Origin of the sequence: Alteromonas sp. 76-1 (genome assembly GCF_900654235.1) — a bacterium.
GTDB classification, from domain to species: Bacteria; Pseudomonadota; Gammaproteobacteria; order Enterobacterales; family Alteromonadaceae; genus Alteromonas; species Alteromonas naphthalenivorans.
This window is the reverse complement of sequence record NZ_LR136958.1, coordinates 1,722,059-1,736,418: the sequence shown is the minus strand read 5'-3', so window position 1 is coordinate 1,736,418 and position 14,360 is coordinate 1,722,059. Positions and strand designations below refer to the sequence as shown.

Below are 14,360 nucleotides of genomic sequence, written 5' to 3'. Positions count from 1 at the left end.
ATTAACCTATTGCGCGATTACGCCCAGCTTCTTTGGCTTCAAAAAGGAAAATATCAGCTGATTCGATAAGTGTAGATATGCCGGTGTCTTGCAATTCATTAGCAGACCTTACAGCATAGCCAGCGCTAATACTTAGCTTTCCATCCTTGCCCGCATAATGCGTGATATTCTCACTTCTTATTGCAGCCACAATGTCTTCAGCAACTTTCTTAACCCCGTTCATGTCGGTATACGGCAATACCAGCATAAACTCTTCACCGCCAAATCGAATGGCTGCATCTTTGGGACGGCGCGCATGCCCCCCAATAATGGCTGCTACTTGTTGAAGGCAGATATCACCTTGAAGGTGGCCATAGTTATCGTTGTACAGCTTAAAAAAATCGATATCCATCATGATGACGCCGAGCGAGCTATGGTCACGAGCCACTTGTTTTACTAATAATGGAATTTCATTACTTAAGTACAGCCGGTTGTATAAGCCCGTTAACTGATCGTGAAACGTCATTCTTTCAAGCAGCTCTGTGCGTAGCTTACCTTGTAAGTGGTTTTTTATGCGGTGAACCAGTGTAGAAGCGGTAACCGGCTTCAACACAAAATCAGAGGCTCCCACTTCCCAACACATATTTTCAGTTTCGACATCAATCGTAGAGGTGACAAAGACAACAGGTATCTGGGCGGTATCAGCATTGTCTTTTAACGTACGACAAACAGTAAGGCCATCGACATCCGGCATATTCATATCTAATAGAATGAGATCAGGCTTGTGCATCAAACATTGGTCAATAGCCTCTTCACCGTTTGACGCAGAAATACAGTTAACAAAAGGCTCAAGTATAGAAGTAAGCAGCATTCTGCTAATAGGCTCATCATCGACCACGAGTACCTTGCATGCCGAGTATGGTTTTAGTTCTAACTGCATAAATTTAACAGGACTGTCTTAAGAGAATGAAGGGAAAAAAGCATAAATTGATAGTACAGCATTACTTAAAAGATATTAAGCCTAAAAAGACAAACTGCCATCTTTTCAAGTTTTTAAGCTTTGCTATTACGTCATTATAGACGCCTGATTCAAAAATCGTTCAGTAAATTCATCTTCTGATACCGGTTTACACATGTAGTAGCCTTGACCATATTCACAGCCTAACTGCCTAAGCGAGTGAAACTGCAATTCGGTTTCAAGCCCCTCTGCCACTAAGACCATGTTAAGGCAATTACCGAGACGAACAATAGCCGTCACTATATCAAGCGCTTGGGGTTCGGTATCCATGTCTTTTATAAAAGATCGATCAATCTTAAGTACGTTTAAAGGAAACTGACGTAAGTAAGACAAGCTTGAGTAGCCGGTGCCAAAGTCATCTAGTGCTAACGAGAGCCCTAACGAGGAAAGCGCTAGTAATACGTTTCGCGTTTGATCGAAATCAGCCATCAAAGCAGACTCCGTTACCTCTAATTCTAATAGCCCCGGATCGATTCCGGTCGACACAATGACTTCCTCAACCTCTTTTGCAAAGTAAGGGTTCGCTATTTGCTGCGCTGACACGTTTACCGCAATTTTAAACGGTTCATTCGCTTCAACACATTTAGCAATAAACTCACAACTTTTGACCAAAACTTGCTTACCTAACCGATGTATCAACCCTGTTTCTTCAGACAAAGGAATGAATTCATCTGGTGGCGTTATGTTGCCATCTTCATCTATTAACCTAACTAGACTTTCCGCGCCAACGACTTTATTCAAATTCAAATCATATTTAGGTTGGAAAAATACCGTCAGGCTGTTGTTATCGAGCGCTGTGCGAAGCTTTATTTCGGTTTCAACCCGCTTGCGCATGGCAAGTTTCAAATCTTTTGAGAAGAAGCTGAATTTATCTTTACCTGTGGCTTTCGCGCGATACATGGCCGTGTCTGAGTGACGCATCATTTCTTCTGCACTAGCAGCATCTTGAGGAAACAAACTTATACCAATACTTAAACTAAGTTGGTGATGCTTCCCATCAATATGAATAGGCTCTCTTGCACTTTGTAAACAGCTCATTGCGACTTCATCTGCACTTAACCCACTATCTTCATGGGTTAATAAACAAGCAAACTCATCACCGCCCACCCTTGCTAACGTTGCTGTCGAACCGCATGCATGTTGAAGACGTTTCGATACAGATAGAATAATGGAGTCGCCGACTTTGTGGCCTAGCGCATCGTTCAAATATTTGAAATTATCAATGTCTATAAGTAACAAAGCGACACTATGCTGCGCTTTGTCGGTGCGATTAATAGACTGAACAATTTTGTCGTGCAATAACACCCGATTAGGTAAGCCAGTAAGTTGATCGTGATTAGCGACATGGGTCATTTGAACGGCCATCGCCACCGATTCAGACACATCTTGGAATACAACGACTGACCCTTTAACTCTCCCTTGTGTGTCTAATATCGGTGAAGCGGTATCTTCTACCCTGCACTCTTTACCTTGCTTGCTGATTAATTTTACGTTGAACGCCATAGAAACCGGCCGCTTAACCTTCATGGTATATAGCGCAGGGTTAATCATTCCGGCATTAGTCGTGGCGTCTCGTAAATCCATAATTTCATCAACCATTCGCCCGCACGCCTGAAATTCATTAAAGCCAGTTAAGCGCTGAGCTACTGGGTTAATGAAAGTCACAACGCCTTCTGCGTCGGTGGCAATAACGCCATCAGCGATAGCATTAAGCGTAATGTTTAATTGTTCTTTTTCTTCAAGAATTCTTTCGTTGTAAATAGATAACTGTGATTTTTGACGTTGTATTAAAAGGTGATTTTTTACCCGCATCCTACAAATTTCGATATCGATAGGCTTAGCAATAAAATCAATTGCACCCAATTCGAGTGCTTTTCGCTCGTTCTGACTGTCGGTAAAAGACGTCACAAAAAGTATCGGTATATCTCGCAAGCTCATATCAGCCTTAACCGCTCTACAGATGTCGAACCCTGAGCGCTTAGGCATACTAATATCAAGAATAATTAAATCAGGTTTATGAATTTCAATGAGATGAAGGGCTTCTACGCTGTTGCTGGTGCTAATTACGTTCGCTAAACTACTTACAGCAGATTCTATAATGACGATATTAACGGGTTCGTCATCAACAATAAGCACTTTTTGCGCTCGCATATCCATAGCTATCGTTTTTCCTTATTTACTTTTTTCTCTATGTAAGTATCGGCCACGCTATACATTTCGTTATTAGTCTTTAGTCTACATACAACTGCACTTATGTTATCGGCATTGTTCTTGCTGATTGTAATTGCAGATGCATTTACAGTACCGATTATGTCGTAAAGCGCGACTGAGAAGTCGTTGTTATACGATAAGTGCCACAAGAGCGATAAAGAAATACTTAAGTCTGTCTTCATTAAAACAGCCAAAACCTTGCTAGAACTGGGTTCACATTTAAATTTTTTTGGTATACAGTTTTCGTTCTACAGTAAATGTTCTCACTACACACTTGGTTTACAAGGCAAAAATAACTTATGAGTTTTGAAAGTACGTCGCTTTGGCAACGTGAAAAAGCACTGCAACGCTTAGCAGGAAACCACGCGCTTTTAAAACGTGTTGTTGAAATGTTCATTGATCAAATCGATGAAAAACACTTAACGCTTACTACAGCGGTTTCAAATAGAAATTTAGAAGACGTTCGCTTTACCAGCCATGCTATTAAAGGTGTATCGGGTGATGTGGGCGCCGAGGCATTGCGCCAGAAAGCCTCATCCATCGAAATATTGTCGGCATCAGGTGATTGGAATGAAATTGAAGTAAACGTTTGCGCGTTGGCGTCAGTAATCGACGCCACCAAATCAGAAATGGCTGCCGCCCACGCCTAGAAAGATGAGATGAGCGGCTTATCATTTTAGCGTGTTAACGAATGTATATGCGCAATGTGTTGTTGTTTAATGTCATCCGGTAAAAAGCTAGCCGCAAAACTATTAATAGCAAGTTGCTTCACGTGTGCTTCGGTTACAGGCAACGCATCACACAGGGCTATATAGTTATCATTCAAAAACCCACCAAAATACGTAGGATCGTCCGAATTCACAGTAACCATTAAACCCTCATCGAGTAGCGATAATATATTGTGTTTGGCTAAGTCATCTACCACACACAATTTCAGATTACTTAATGGACACACGGTAAGAGGAATTTGATTGGCGTTTATGTAAGCCATTAACTTCTCGTCTTCCTGGCACCTTACGCCATGATCAATTCGGTCAACGTTGAGCAAGTCTAATGCTTCCCAAATATATTCTGGCGGCCCCTCTTCACCTGCATGCGCGACTATTTTAAACCCAAGAGCTCGCGCTTCTCGAAATACCCGTTCAAATTTAGATGGTGGATGACCCAGTTCAGAACTGTCTAAACCCACCGCATCTATAACACTATAATAGGGTTTTGCAGCTTCAAGTGTGGCGAACGCGTCGCTTTCTGGTAAATGCCTTAAGAAAGACATAATTAAGTAACTAGAAATACCGTACTGCTTTTGTGCATCTTTCATGGCCCGTAAAAAACCTGGCATGAACACATCAAATCCTATACCTCTTGCGGTATGGGTTTGCGGGTCGAACATGATTTCAGTGTGAACCACGTTATCTTCATGACAGCGGGTGAAATACGCCCACATTAACGCGTAAAAATCATCTTCATCAATGAGCACGCCCGCACCGGCATAGTATATGTCGAGGAAGCTTTGCAAATTAGTAAATTGATAGGCAGCAGCTATCTCTTCAATGCTTTTATATGGCAACGTGATACTATGTTTACTTGCCAGGTGCCACATAAGCTCAGGTGTTAGGCTGCCTTCTATATGCAAGTGCAGTTCAGCCTTCGGGAGTTTTTGAATTATTGTTGATAGCGACATGGCCCCTCACAGTTAGAAGCGCACCATTTTGATGCAATTTGATCTTAATTAGTGCGCAACTTCTTTTCTAGCGTTGATTTAGTCAGGCGTTTTTATAACGCTTCCAATGTGAAATACGCGGTTTTTAAAACCTTTATTAGTTAATTTCACTGGCGTAACACTGACTTTGCGTATTCTGGCTATGTTTACCGTAGCACAAAACGCACCAACAAACTGACTAAGTGGTCAAGTTTTTGCTTCATGCAACAACAAATAATGATAAATGACTCAACGCATAGAGAAATCTACATGTCTAATAACGTATTAGAGCGCCTTTTTAAGCTTCAGGCGCATGGAACCACAATAAAAACAGAAGTGGTAGCGGGGCTAACCACTTTTGCCGCCATGTCGTACATCTTAGTGGTAAACCCTGGGATCCTTGGTTTAAGTGGCATGCCTATCGAAGGGTTAATAACGGTAACCGCGCTAGCTGCCTGTTTGGGCACTTTATTGATGGCGTTTATGACTAACTACCCCATTGCGCTTGCGCCAGGTATGGGTTTAAACGCTTTTTTTGCTTTTACTATTTGTTTATCTCGAGAGATTCCCTGGGAAGCGGCCCTTGGCATAGTATTTTGGAACGGTATTCTCTTTTTAATTCTGTCCTTAACTGGGGTGAGGACTAAAGTTGCTGAGTCTATTCCCCCGGCCCTCAAAATTGGTGTGCAATGCGGCATAGGGTTATTTATTGCCTTTATTGGCCTTAAAAATGCGGGGCTGGTTGTAGACAATCCGGCTACCTTTGTGGGTCTTGGTGATTTATCTGACCCTGCGGTAATGCTTGCGCTACTTGGTATTATTTTTACTATTGTGATGGTAGTGAAAAAGGTTACCGGAGGCATTCTTATATCTATTGTGTTGCTCACCGTAATTGGTGCCTTCGTGCCAACCGAGAATGGCATGTTAACCGCAACGCCAGAAGCCATTATTGGCTTACCAGAACCTATTTCGAATACCTTTATGGCAATGGACTTTTGGTACCCAATTGATCATATCGCTGAAACTTGGGATTTAATATTTGCGCTAATGTTTGTGAATATGTTCGACACTATAGGTACGTTAATCGGTGTTTCTCGCCGTGCGAACTTGCTCGATAAAAACGGAAGATTGCCTAAAATTGGCCCTGCCATGACCGCCGATGCGTCTGCCAGTGTGGTAGGTGCATTTATTGGTACATCACCAGTAACCAGTTACGTAGAATCTGCTACTGGGGCGTCTGCAGGTGGTAGAACAGGATTAACCGCTGTAGTGGTTGCACTGTGTTTTATTTTTGCCTTATTCCTTACCCCTTTAATGAAAGTCATTCCTTTGATGGCGACTACTCCAGCGCTTATCATGGTAGGCATTCTAATGATGGAAGCCATTCGCCAGATAGATTTCGACGATTTAGGTGCTCTTGCTACCGCAACCGTTGCGCTATTAGCTATGCCGCTCACGTTCAGTATTAGTGAAGGTATTGCACTAGGTTTCATTACCTACGTTGGCATTAAGATGGGAACCGGTAAATTCAAAGAAGTTAGTGGGTTAACCTACGTGTTAGCGGGTGTGTTTATACTGCGCTATATATTTGACTTAAAATAGCAAGCGCCAGCCTATGCTTAACAAAAAAAACGGTGAAGATAATCTTCACCGTTTTTTTATGCTTTGGGTAATCTATTCAGGCTCGTTAGATTATATAGTTCATATAGATTGAGCTTGCTAACCCTACTCTAAACCATCGTAGCTAAAGGTAACGGCTTTATCGCCCATAAAGACTATCTTTACATGCTTCGCTTCTTCGTTACCCCAAACGCAAGATACTGCGCCCATGGTTTTTGAGCAATTATCTGCCGCCCCGATTACCGATGAGACTTCATCTTGAGACATACCCATTTTTAATTTGTCGTAGTTCTCTTTATTTAGCTTCGAACAGCCCGTTAATACGAGCGCAGTTAATAAACATAAGGCAATTTTTACTTTCATTTTTATATCTCCACTTTATATAGCGTAGCTTGCTTCTTATAGCTTTACACTTTACTGGGATTTTTCAACTAAAGGATGTTCGGCTAGCCAATGTCGGGCAATGTCTTCACGGGTAGCAAGCCACACTTTGTCATGAGATTGCACATATTCAATAAAACGTTTTAACGCCGCCATTCTCGCTGGGCGCCCTAAAATACGGCAATGCATGCCTATCGACAGCATCTTAGGTGCTTCGCTGCCCTCGTCGTACAACACATCGAACGCATCTTTAAGATATTGAAAGAACTGCTCGCCACTGTTAAAACCTTGTGGGGCAGCAAAACGCATATCATTGGTATCTAGCGTATAAGGCACCATTAAAAGAGGTTTGCTGTAATGGTTATCAAAATAAGGCAAATCGTCGGCATAAGAGTCGGCGCAGTAGAGAATGTCATCACGCTCAGCAATCAATTTGAGCGTATTAGGGCTGGTTCGCCCCGTGTACCAGCCAACCGGTTTCTTACCAGTAAGTTGCTCATGCAACATGATAGCGTCGTCTATTTCTTTTCGTTCGCTCTCTTCGTCCATATCTTGATAATGAACCCAACGCATAGCGTGGCTGGCAATTTCCCATTTAGCATCTAACATGGCTTGCACGGCATCTGGGTGACGTTGCATGGCCATAGTGACACCAAAAACCGTTACCGGAATATTGTAGCTGGTGAGCAAACGATGAAGTCGCCAGAATCCCGCACGACTCCCGTATTCATAAATAGACTCCATACTAAGGTGCCTATCATTAAATGCTTGTGCACCAATAATTTCAGATAAAAAAGTTTCGGAGTGCTCATCACCATGAAGTACGCAGTTCTCACCACCTTCTTCATAATTTAAAACAAACTGGAGCGCAATTTTAGCGCCGTTCGGCCAATTGGCCTTAGGTACATCAGCCCCGTAACCAATAAGGTCGCGAGGGTAACTATGGGAATTATTCGACATCAATATTCTCAATATTCTCAATATAACGACTTGGCACTGGCAGGTTGCACCCACCTAGCACCAATTGAATTAATTGGCGTGTGGCCGTTTCAAAATCAGCTTTAATCATTTTACGGCCACGAAGACGAGTAATTTGAGCGGAGAAGTCGGCATAATGCTGGGTGCTAGCCCAAATGGTGTAAAGTAAATATTCACCATCAAGCTGAGGGAGTTTACCTACTTCAATCCATTGGTCGATAAGTGCTAATCGCCCTTCCATCCATTTGGCATGTTCTTCGTCAAAATAACCGGTTAAGTTCTGCGCACCGTTAATAATTTCCATCGCGAAGATTTTAGAAGCTTGTGGATGGGTACGAGATACTTCCATTTTTTCTGTAATGTACGCCGCTAACACTTCAGCAGGATCGTCATCTACAGTGGCTCTGTCGAAATGGGAATTCCACAACGACAATGTTTCTTCTAGCACTGCCACATACAATTCTTGCTTCGTTTTAAAATAATAAAGCACATTGGTTTTAGGCAGGTTCGCTTCATCTGCAATTTTTTGAACCGCAGTGCCCTTGAATCCAAACTGGGCAAAACATTTTTCCGCGGCTTGCAGAATGTTTCTTTTGTTTGTGGCACCTACGCCTGCGTCCGTGTCTCTTAATTTGGTCATCGTTATTTTTTTATCCTTCACTACACGTCTGGCATCCGTTTGTATTACGTTATCACGGTTTTAGCGTAAAATAGAAAACGTAATCACTATACCGTTACCCCTACTTAACTTTGTGTTCTCTATGTTCAACCTTGCACGATTCTTGCCTGTATTACACCAACAAGTATGCAGTTTTGCTTACCAAATTAGGGGCTATTCTCAGGGAAGCCTTTTTTTTAAAGCAATTATTTGACCAAATGGTCTACTTTTCTATCAAGAATACCGTTATATTAATGGATATATCAATGAAAATAGTGATGAGGTGCGGGTATGATTCGCTTTCTTATTAATCAACAACTCGTTGAATTGGACGATACCCGGGCTGACCTGACGTTACTTCAATTCTTGCGCGAGCACAGAAAACTTACCGGTACTAAAGAGGGTTGTGCAGCAGGCGATTGCGGTGCATGTACCGTAGTGATTGCCGAGCCTAACCCACAGTTCGATGGGTTACATTACCGCACGGTAAACAGTTGTATTACCTTGATGTCGGCTGTACATGGCAAACAACTTATTGCGGTAGAGCATTTAACTCAAGACAACACATTACATCCAGTACAACAAGCACTTATCGACTTTCATGGTTCGCAGTGCGGCTTTTGTACGCCAGGGTTTATCATGTCTATGTTTGCTTTGTATCATCAAGATGGCACGCCAAATCGCGACGAAGTTCTGCATGCGTTATCGGGCAACCTTTGTCGTTGTACCGGCTATCGCCCAATTATTGATGCTGCATTATCGGTATGTGGTAATACACCTGATGACACATTCGTTCGTAATGAGCCTTCCACGCTAAGTGCGTTGAAGGAACTAGCCGGTACACCCGTACTGGGCACTAACAATTTACTTGTTCCAGATTCTCGCACTGCATTGGCCAATGCTATCGCTCAACACCCAGATGCACTTTTAGTGGCAGGCAGCACCGATTTGAGCTTGATGTTTACTCAACAACTGAAAGATGTGAACACACTAATTAGTTTAAGTGGCGTGAAATCACTAAATGGCTGCACTACAAACGAACATTCGATCACGTTTGGTGCAACTACGCCGTTGAGTGATTTGACGCAACCTTTGTTAGGGCACTTTCCTCAATTAGCAGAATTAATCACCCGCTTTGCTTCGTTGCCAATACGTAACCAAGCCACCTTGGGCGGTAACGTGGCAAACGCTTCGCCTATTGGCGATATGCCGCCTGTATTGCTAGCCTTAAAGGCCGTGCTGCATATTGATAATGGTACACAAACTCGCGCTATACCTGTGAGTGAGTTTTTTACTGGCTATCGCCAAACGGCGCTAGAAAAAGGCGAATGGCTGTCTGCCATTGAAATACCTTACCTGACGGCCAATGAATTAGTCGCCGCGTATAAAATTTCAAAGCGCATGGAAGATGATATTTCTGCCGTGTGTGCCGTGTTCAACGTAACCTTGAATGACGGTAAAGTTGAACACGTTAGCACTGGGTTTGGTGGTGTTGCCGCAACCCCTGCTAGTTGCGAAGCATTGAATAGCGCATTAAAAGGCAAACAATGGGCAAGTAGCGAATGCTTGAGTATTGGTAAACAAATTTTAAGCGAAGCATTTTCCCCAATAGATGATGTGAGAGCGAGTGCAGAATACCGTAAAACCGTACTGGCTAATTTATGGCATCGATTCTGGCTAGAGCATCAAAACACTAGCCAATCAGCCAGTGGTACAAGCAGCCACGCAAAAAACAAGATTGAAACTCGGGTGGTGCAACATGCGTAAGCTTATCGATAGCGCGAAAGATTCAGCCTCAACACAGGTTGTTCATACGTCGGTAAAGCATGAAAGTGCTGCCAGACAGGTTCAAGGAAGCGCGAAATATATTGACGATTTGGTAGAGCCGCAAGGCACGCTTTACGCCGCGGTAGGGACCAGCGTGTGCGCGGCGGGCATTATTGAATCTATGGATTTATCTGCCGTACGTGCAAGTGAAGGTGTGGTCGATGTTATTACCATCGACGATGTTCCTGGCCATAAAGATATTGGGCCGGTTTTTGAAGGCGACCCCCTTCTCGCTAATGGCGAAATTAAATTCTACGGTCAGCCCTATTTTGCAGTGCTTGCTACCTCGGTACATTTAGCCCGTAAAGCGGCACTAAAAGGCACTATTAAGGTTATTCCTACCGCCGCGGTATTTACCACCGAAGAAGCGCATAAACATGAACGCTTTGTGCGCCCTACTCACAGGTTTGGCCAAGGTGATGCTGATACTCAACTTGCGACTGCACCTTTAACCTGTAAAGGCCATCTTTCTATTGGCGGCCAAGAGCATATGTACCTTGAAGGGCAAGTGTCGCTTGCCATTCCCGATGAAGATGGTCGCATGAAGGTATATACCTCAAGCCAACATCCTAGTGAAGTGCAAAAGCTAGTGGCTGAAGTACTCGATATCAAGCTGCATCATGTGATGGTAGATATGCGCCGCATGGGTGGCGGTTTTGGCGGTAAAGAAACCCAAGCCGCTCAGTGGGCGTGTTTAGCGTCTTTGTTAGCTTCTCGCAATCAGTGTGCAGTGAAGTGTCGTTTACCTCGCAGCACTGATATGCACGTGACAGGCAAGCGCCATCCTTTCGATAATAGCTTTGAGGTTGGCTTTAACGAAAACGGTAAAATTGTTGCCACAAAAGTAGATATAAACGGTAATTGTGGGCATTCACCTGACTTGTCTGACGCTATTGTAGATAGAGCCATGTTTCATGCCGATAACGGTTACTTTTTAGGTGCAAGCAACATTGTAGGTCACCGCTTGCAAACTAACATGGTATCGCACACGGCGTACCGTGGTTTTGGCGGGCCGCAAGGTATGATCATGGCTGAAGCCATGATGGATGCCATGGCACGCAAGCTAGAAGTAGACCCACTTACCGTACGTAAACAAAATTTGTACGGGCCAGAAACTGGCACCACTACCCCTTATGGCATGGAAGTAGAGCACAACCTACTGCCAGAAATGATCGCAAAGCTAGAAAAAGACGCCGATTATTGGGCACGCAGAGACGCGATTACCGACTTTAACCGCAATAGCCCTGTCATTAAGAAAGGCCTAGCTCTGACTCCGGTTAAGTTTGGTATTTCCTTTACCGCAAAGCATTTGAACCAAGCGGGCGCGCTGGTACATATTTATACCGACGGTAGCATTCAAGTGAATCATGGCGGCACAGAAATGGGCCAAGGCTTGCACACCAAAATAGCTCAAATTGCGGCGAATGAATTTGGTGTGTCTATGGACATGATAGAAGTAACAGCCACCCGCACCGATAAAGTACCAAACACATCACCAACGGCGGCGTCGAGCGGTACAGACCTAAACGGTAAAGCGGTGCAAAATGCTTGTATTACGTTGAAGGAACGCTTAGCACTGTGTTTTGCTACCGAGCTAGGTATGCCAGAGCAAGCTGAAAAGGTGCAGTTTACTGCAGGTAACTTGGTACTAGATGAACACCAAAAAGCGTTTAGCGATTTAGTTCAGGTAGCGTATTTTGACCGCGTACCTTTATCGGCCAATGGCTTCTATAAAACCCCTAAACTGCATTACAATCGCGAAACAGGCGACGGCCGTCCGTTTTTCTATTTCTCTTATGGCGTGTCGGTAAGTGAAGTATCTGTTGATACCCTAAGTGGTGAATATTGCGTTGATAAAGTAGACGTACTTCATGATGTGGGGAATAGCTTGAACCCTGCTATTGATATTGGCCAAATAGAAGGTGCCTTTATCCAAGGCATGGGGTGGCTAACCACAGAAGAACTGGTGTGGAATAACGATGGTCGTTTAACCAGTGAAAACATGGCCACCTATAAAATTCCTGCTATAGGCGATACCCCTAAACATTTTGATGTAAAACTTTTTGGCAGAGAGAACGCTGAGGACAGTATTTACCATTCAAAAGCGGTAGGTGAACCGCCATTTATGCTAGCAATTTCAGTATGGTGTGCTTTGAAAGATGCCATTTCAAGTATTTCTGGCTACACCCAAGACCCGCAACTAGATACACCCGCCACGCCAGAGCGTGTACTGAATGCTGTAATGAAGTTGCAACAGGAACAGCAATGAAAGCGAGTACCTGGTATGAAGCGGTAGCGCAGTGTCAACAAGACGGTGCGCCCTACGTTATTGTGACTGTCATTAGTATTGCTGGCTCTACCCCCCGTGAAGCCGGTAGCAAAATGGTGGTTACCGATGCACAAAGCATAGATACCATTGGCGGCGGGCATTTAGAGTTCGATGCAATCAAAACAGCTCGTAAGATGCTAAGTGGCGGTACTCGTGGTGAAGGTACTTGTGGTGAAGGTACTCGTGGTAAAAATAATGCTAGCACCGAAATACGCTCATACCCTCTTAGCAGTAAGCTAGGCCAATGCTGTGGCGGCGCTGTTAAAGTATTGTTTGAAGTGTGCAATCGCCATGCGCAGCACATCGCTATTTTCGGTGCAGGCCATGTGGCAAAAGCTTTAGTACCTATTCTAGCTCAGCTTCCCCTACGTATATCATGGATTGATAGCCGTGAAGATTTGTTCAGCCACCCGCTACCAGCTAACGTAAAAATGGTGGTAGAAGAAGCGCCAGAGACTGAAGTGCGTGGGCTGGAAGAAAACACCTGGTTAGTAATATTAACTCACGATCATCAGCTCGATTACCGCATTACCGAGCAAGCATTAAAATACCCTGCGTTGCCCTTTGTTGGCCTTATTGGTTCACAAACCAAAGCCAAGCGTTTTATCACTAAATTGGAACATCGCGGTTTTAATGAAAGTGACTTAGCTCGCTTAGCAACCCCCATTGGCGATACTTCAATACCCGGCAAGCGTCCTATTGAAGTGGCGGTATCTATTGCTTCCCAAATTATTCAGCGTTTACACGCCAGTGAAGACAATAATCAAGACACTGCTGTTACTAACGCCGATAGATTTAACACTAAGGAACATAATGTATGACCTTAAACGAACTTAATACCCTATCGGCCAGCGATGCTAGCGATTGGTTTCAACAAACCTGTGCAGCACAGTCGTGGATATATAGCATGGTTAACGGCCGCCCTTTTGACACCGTTAACCATGTAAAAGAATATGCGAAAACCGCTTGGTCAAAATGCGGCAAAGACGACTTTTTAGAGGCATTCACCGCCCATCCAATGATTGGCGATGTTGATTCGTTGCGTAAAAAGTTTGCCAACACGAAAACTATTGCCAGCGGAGAGCAATCAGGCACAGCCAGTGCATCAGAAGCGACGCTGCTTACATTAAAAGAAGCGAATCAAGCGTATCTTTATAAGCATGGTTTTATTTTCATCATTTGTGCCACTGGGCTTTCGGCCGACGCGATGCTTAACGCCTTGCAAACGCGATTACCGAACAGCACCGATGAAGAAATTCGCACCGCCGCCCAAGAACAAATTAAAATTACCCTGTTGCGCATAGACAAAGCGTTAACTGCCAAGGACGAAAATTAATGAATACCTTATCAAGTCATGTATTAGATACTACATCGGGCAAACCCGTTGAAGGCATTGCGCTTACCCTTACCTTGCCTAATGGCGACGTACTTACTGGTAAAACCGATAACGATGGACGTTTCAATCAATGGGGTCAGAAGTTTGAAGCAGGTGTGTATACACTGCGTTTTCATAGCCATGACTACTTAATTGCTACACATGGCAAGAGTTTTTACCCTCATATTGATATTGCGTTTGAACTTGAAAGCGACGGCGGCCATTACCATGTGCCTTTGCTTATCTCTCCTTTTGGTTTTAGCAGTTACAGAGGCAGCTAATTAT

13 protein-coding genes are annotated in these 14,360 nt (G+C 43.8%); 7 read left to right on the top strand and 6 right to left on the bottom strand.

Features of this window, described 5'->3' with window-relative positions:
• Position 1 precedes the first annotated feature (1 nt).
• Positions 2 to 919 (bottom strand): GGDEF domain-containing response regulator, encoded by a 918-nt coding sequence (locus tag ALT761_RS07360; RefSeq protein WP_129737652.1) that lies wholly within the window; start codon positions 917 to 919, stop codon positions 2 to 4.
• A 126-nt stretch (positions 920 to 1,045) separates the two neighbouring features.
• A complete protein-coding gene (locus tag ALT761_RS07355) occupies positions 1,046 to 3,154 on the bottom strand; it encodes a GGDEF/EAL domain-containing response regulator (protein ID WP_129737650.1) in 2,109 nt (702 codons plus the stop codon).
• Positions 3,155 to 3,507: 353 nt separating this feature from the next.
• Here ALT761_RS07355 and ALT761_RS07350 point away from each other — a divergent pair, with 353 nt between their 5' ends.
• Complete coding sequence (locus tag ALT761_RS07350; protein ID WP_129737648.1) at positions 3,508 to 3,858, top strand: Hpt domain-containing protein; 351 nt, start codon at positions 3,508 to 3,510, stop codon at positions 3,856 to 3,858.
• A 26-nt stretch (positions 3,859 to 3,884) separates the two neighbouring features.
• On the opposite strand, the gene ALT761_RS07345 is transcribed toward ALT761_RS07350, so the two are convergent.
• A complete protein-coding gene (locus tag ALT761_RS07345; RefSeq protein ID WP_013784616.1) occupies positions 3,885 to 4,889 on the bottom strand; it encodes an adenosine deaminase in 1,005 nt (334 codons plus the stop codon).
• A 288-nt stretch (positions 4,890 to 5,177) separates the two neighbouring features.
• Between ALT761_RS07345 and ALT761_RS07340 the strand changes: the two genes are divergently transcribed.
• A complete protein-coding gene (locus tag ALT761_RS07340; protein WP_013784617.1) occupies positions 5,178 to 6,509 on the top strand; it encodes an NCS2 family permease in 1,332 nt (443 codons plus the stop codon).
• Between the two features lie 123 nt (positions 6,510 to 6,632).
• On the opposite strand, the gene ALT761_RS07335 is transcribed toward ALT761_RS07340, so the two are convergent.
• The 3 genes from ALT761_RS07335 to ALT761_RS07325 are packed head-to-tail and all read right to left on the bottom strand — an operon-like array spanning position 6,633 to position 8,526.
• The gene (locus ALT761_RS07335; protein WP_013784618.1) at positions 6,633 to 6,890 is read right to left on the bottom strand and encodes a hypothetical protein; all 258 of its coding nucleotides are present in this window, start codon (positions 6,888 to 6,890) and stop codon (positions 6,633 to 6,635) included.
• A 51-nt stretch (positions 6,891 to 6,941) separates the two neighbouring features.
• The gene (gene puuE, locus ALT761_RS07330) at positions 6,942 to 7,868 is read right to left on the bottom strand and encodes an allantoinase PuuE (RefSeq protein WP_129737646.1); all 927 of its coding nucleotides are present in this window, start codon (positions 7,866 to 7,868) and stop codon (positions 6,942 to 6,944) included.
• Positions 7,858 to 8,526 (bottom strand): TetR family transcriptional regulator C-terminal domain-containing protein, encoded by a 669-nt coding sequence (locus tag ALT761_RS07325; protein WP_129737644.1) that lies wholly within the window; start codon positions 8,524 to 8,526, stop codon positions 7,858 to 7,860. Before ALT761_RS07325 ends, puuE begins: the two co-directional genes overlap by 11 nt.
• 309 nt (positions 8,527 to 8,835) lie before the next feature.
• Here ALT761_RS07325 and xdhA point away from each other — a divergent pair, with 309 nt between their 5' ends.
• The 5 genes from xdhA to uraH are packed head-to-tail and all read left to right on the top strand — an operon-like array spanning position 8,836 to position 14,356.
• Positions 8,836 to 10,311: a xanthine dehydrogenase small subunit gene (gene xdhA, locus ALT761_RS07320; RefSeq protein WP_129737642.1), complete on the top strand. Its 1,476-nt coding sequence runs from the start codon at positions 8,836 to 8,838 to the stop codon at positions 10,309 to 10,311.
• Positions 10,304 to 12,640, top strand: coding sequence for a xanthine dehydrogenase molybdopterin binding subunit (gene xdhB, locus ALT761_RS07315; protein ID WP_129737640.1), 2,337 nt, complete (start codon positions 10,304 to 10,306; stop codon positions 12,638 to 12,640). The genes xdhA and xdhB overlap by 8 nt, the downstream gene beginning before the upstream one ends.
• On the top strand, positions 12,637 to 13,521 hold the full coding sequence (gene xdhC, locus ALT761_RS07310; protein WP_129737638.1) for a xanthine dehydrogenase accessory protein XdhC: 885 nt from the start codon (positions 12,637 to 12,639) through the stop codon (positions 13,519 to 13,521). Before xdhB ends, xdhC begins: the two co-directional genes overlap by 4 nt.
• Positions 13,518 to 14,036 (top strand): 2-oxo-4-hydroxy-4-carboxy-5-ureidoimidazoline decarboxylase, encoded by a 519-nt coding sequence (uraD, locus tag ALT761_RS07305; protein ID WP_129737636.1) that lies wholly within the window; start codon positions 13,518 to 13,520, stop codon positions 14,034 to 14,036. The genes xdhC and uraD overlap by 4 nt, the downstream gene beginning before the upstream one ends.
• On the top strand, positions 14,036 to 14,356 hold the full coding sequence (gene uraH / locus ALT761_RS07300) for a hydroxyisourate hydrolase (RefSeq protein ID WP_126873641.1): 321 nt from the start codon (positions 14,036 to 14,038) through the stop codon (positions 14,354 to 14,356). Before uraD ends, uraH begins: the two co-directional genes overlap by 1 nt.
• The last annotated feature ends 4 nt before the right edge of the window (positions 14,357 to 14,360 follow it).

Excerpts from the sequence above, each read along its gene's own strand:
- ALT761_RS07360 (WP_129737652.1), bottom strand. The coding sequence starts at position 919 with ATGCAGTTAGAACTAAAACCATACTCGGCATGCAAGGTACTCGTGGTC.
- ALT761_RS07355 (WP_129737650.1), bottom strand. The coding sequence starts at position 3,154 with ATGGATATGCGAGCGCAAAAAGTGCTTATTGTTGATGACGAACCCGTT.
- ALT761_RS07350 (WP_129737648.1), top strand. The coding sequence starts at position 3,508 with ATGAGTTTTGAAAGTACGTCGCTTTGGCAACGTGAAAAAGCACTGCAA.
- ALT761_RS07345 (WP_013784616.1), bottom strand. The coding sequence starts at position 4,889 with ATGTCGCTATCAACAATAATTCAAAAACTCCCGAAGGCTGAACTGCAC.
- ALT761_RS07340 (WP_013784617.1), top strand. The coding sequence starts at position 5,178 with ATGTCTAATAACGTATTAGAGCGCCTTTTTAAGCTTCAGGCGCATGGA.
- ALT761_RS07335 (WP_013784618.1), bottom strand. The coding sequence starts at position 6,890 with ATGAAAGTAAAAATTGCCTTATGTTTATTAACTGCGCTCGTATTAACG.
- puuE (WP_129737646.1), bottom strand. The coding sequence starts at position 7,868 with ATGTCGAATAATTCCCATAGTTACCCTCGCGACCTTATTGGTTACGGG.
- ALT761_RS07325 (WP_129737644.1), bottom strand. The coding sequence starts at position 8,526 with ATGACCAAATTAAGAGACACGGACGCAGGCGTAGGTGCCACAAACAAA.
- xdhA (WP_129737642.1), top strand. The coding sequence starts at position 8,836 with ATGATTCGCTTTCTTATTAATCAACAACTCGTTGAATTGGACGATACC.
- xdhB (WP_129737640.1), top strand. The coding sequence starts at position 10,304 with ATGCGTAAGCTTATCGATAGCGCGAAAGATTCAGCCTCAACACAGGTT.
- xdhC (WP_129737638.1), top strand. The coding sequence starts at position 12,637 with ATGAAAGCGAGTACCTGGTATGAAGCGGTAGCGCAGTGTCAACAAGAC.
- uraD (WP_129737636.1), top strand. The coding sequence starts at position 13,518 with ATGACCTTAAACGAACTTAATACCCTATCGGCCAGCGATGCTAGCGAT.
- uraH (WP_126873641.1), top strand. The coding sequence starts at position 14,036 with ATGAATACCTTATCAAGTCATGTATTAGATACTACATCGGGCAAACCC.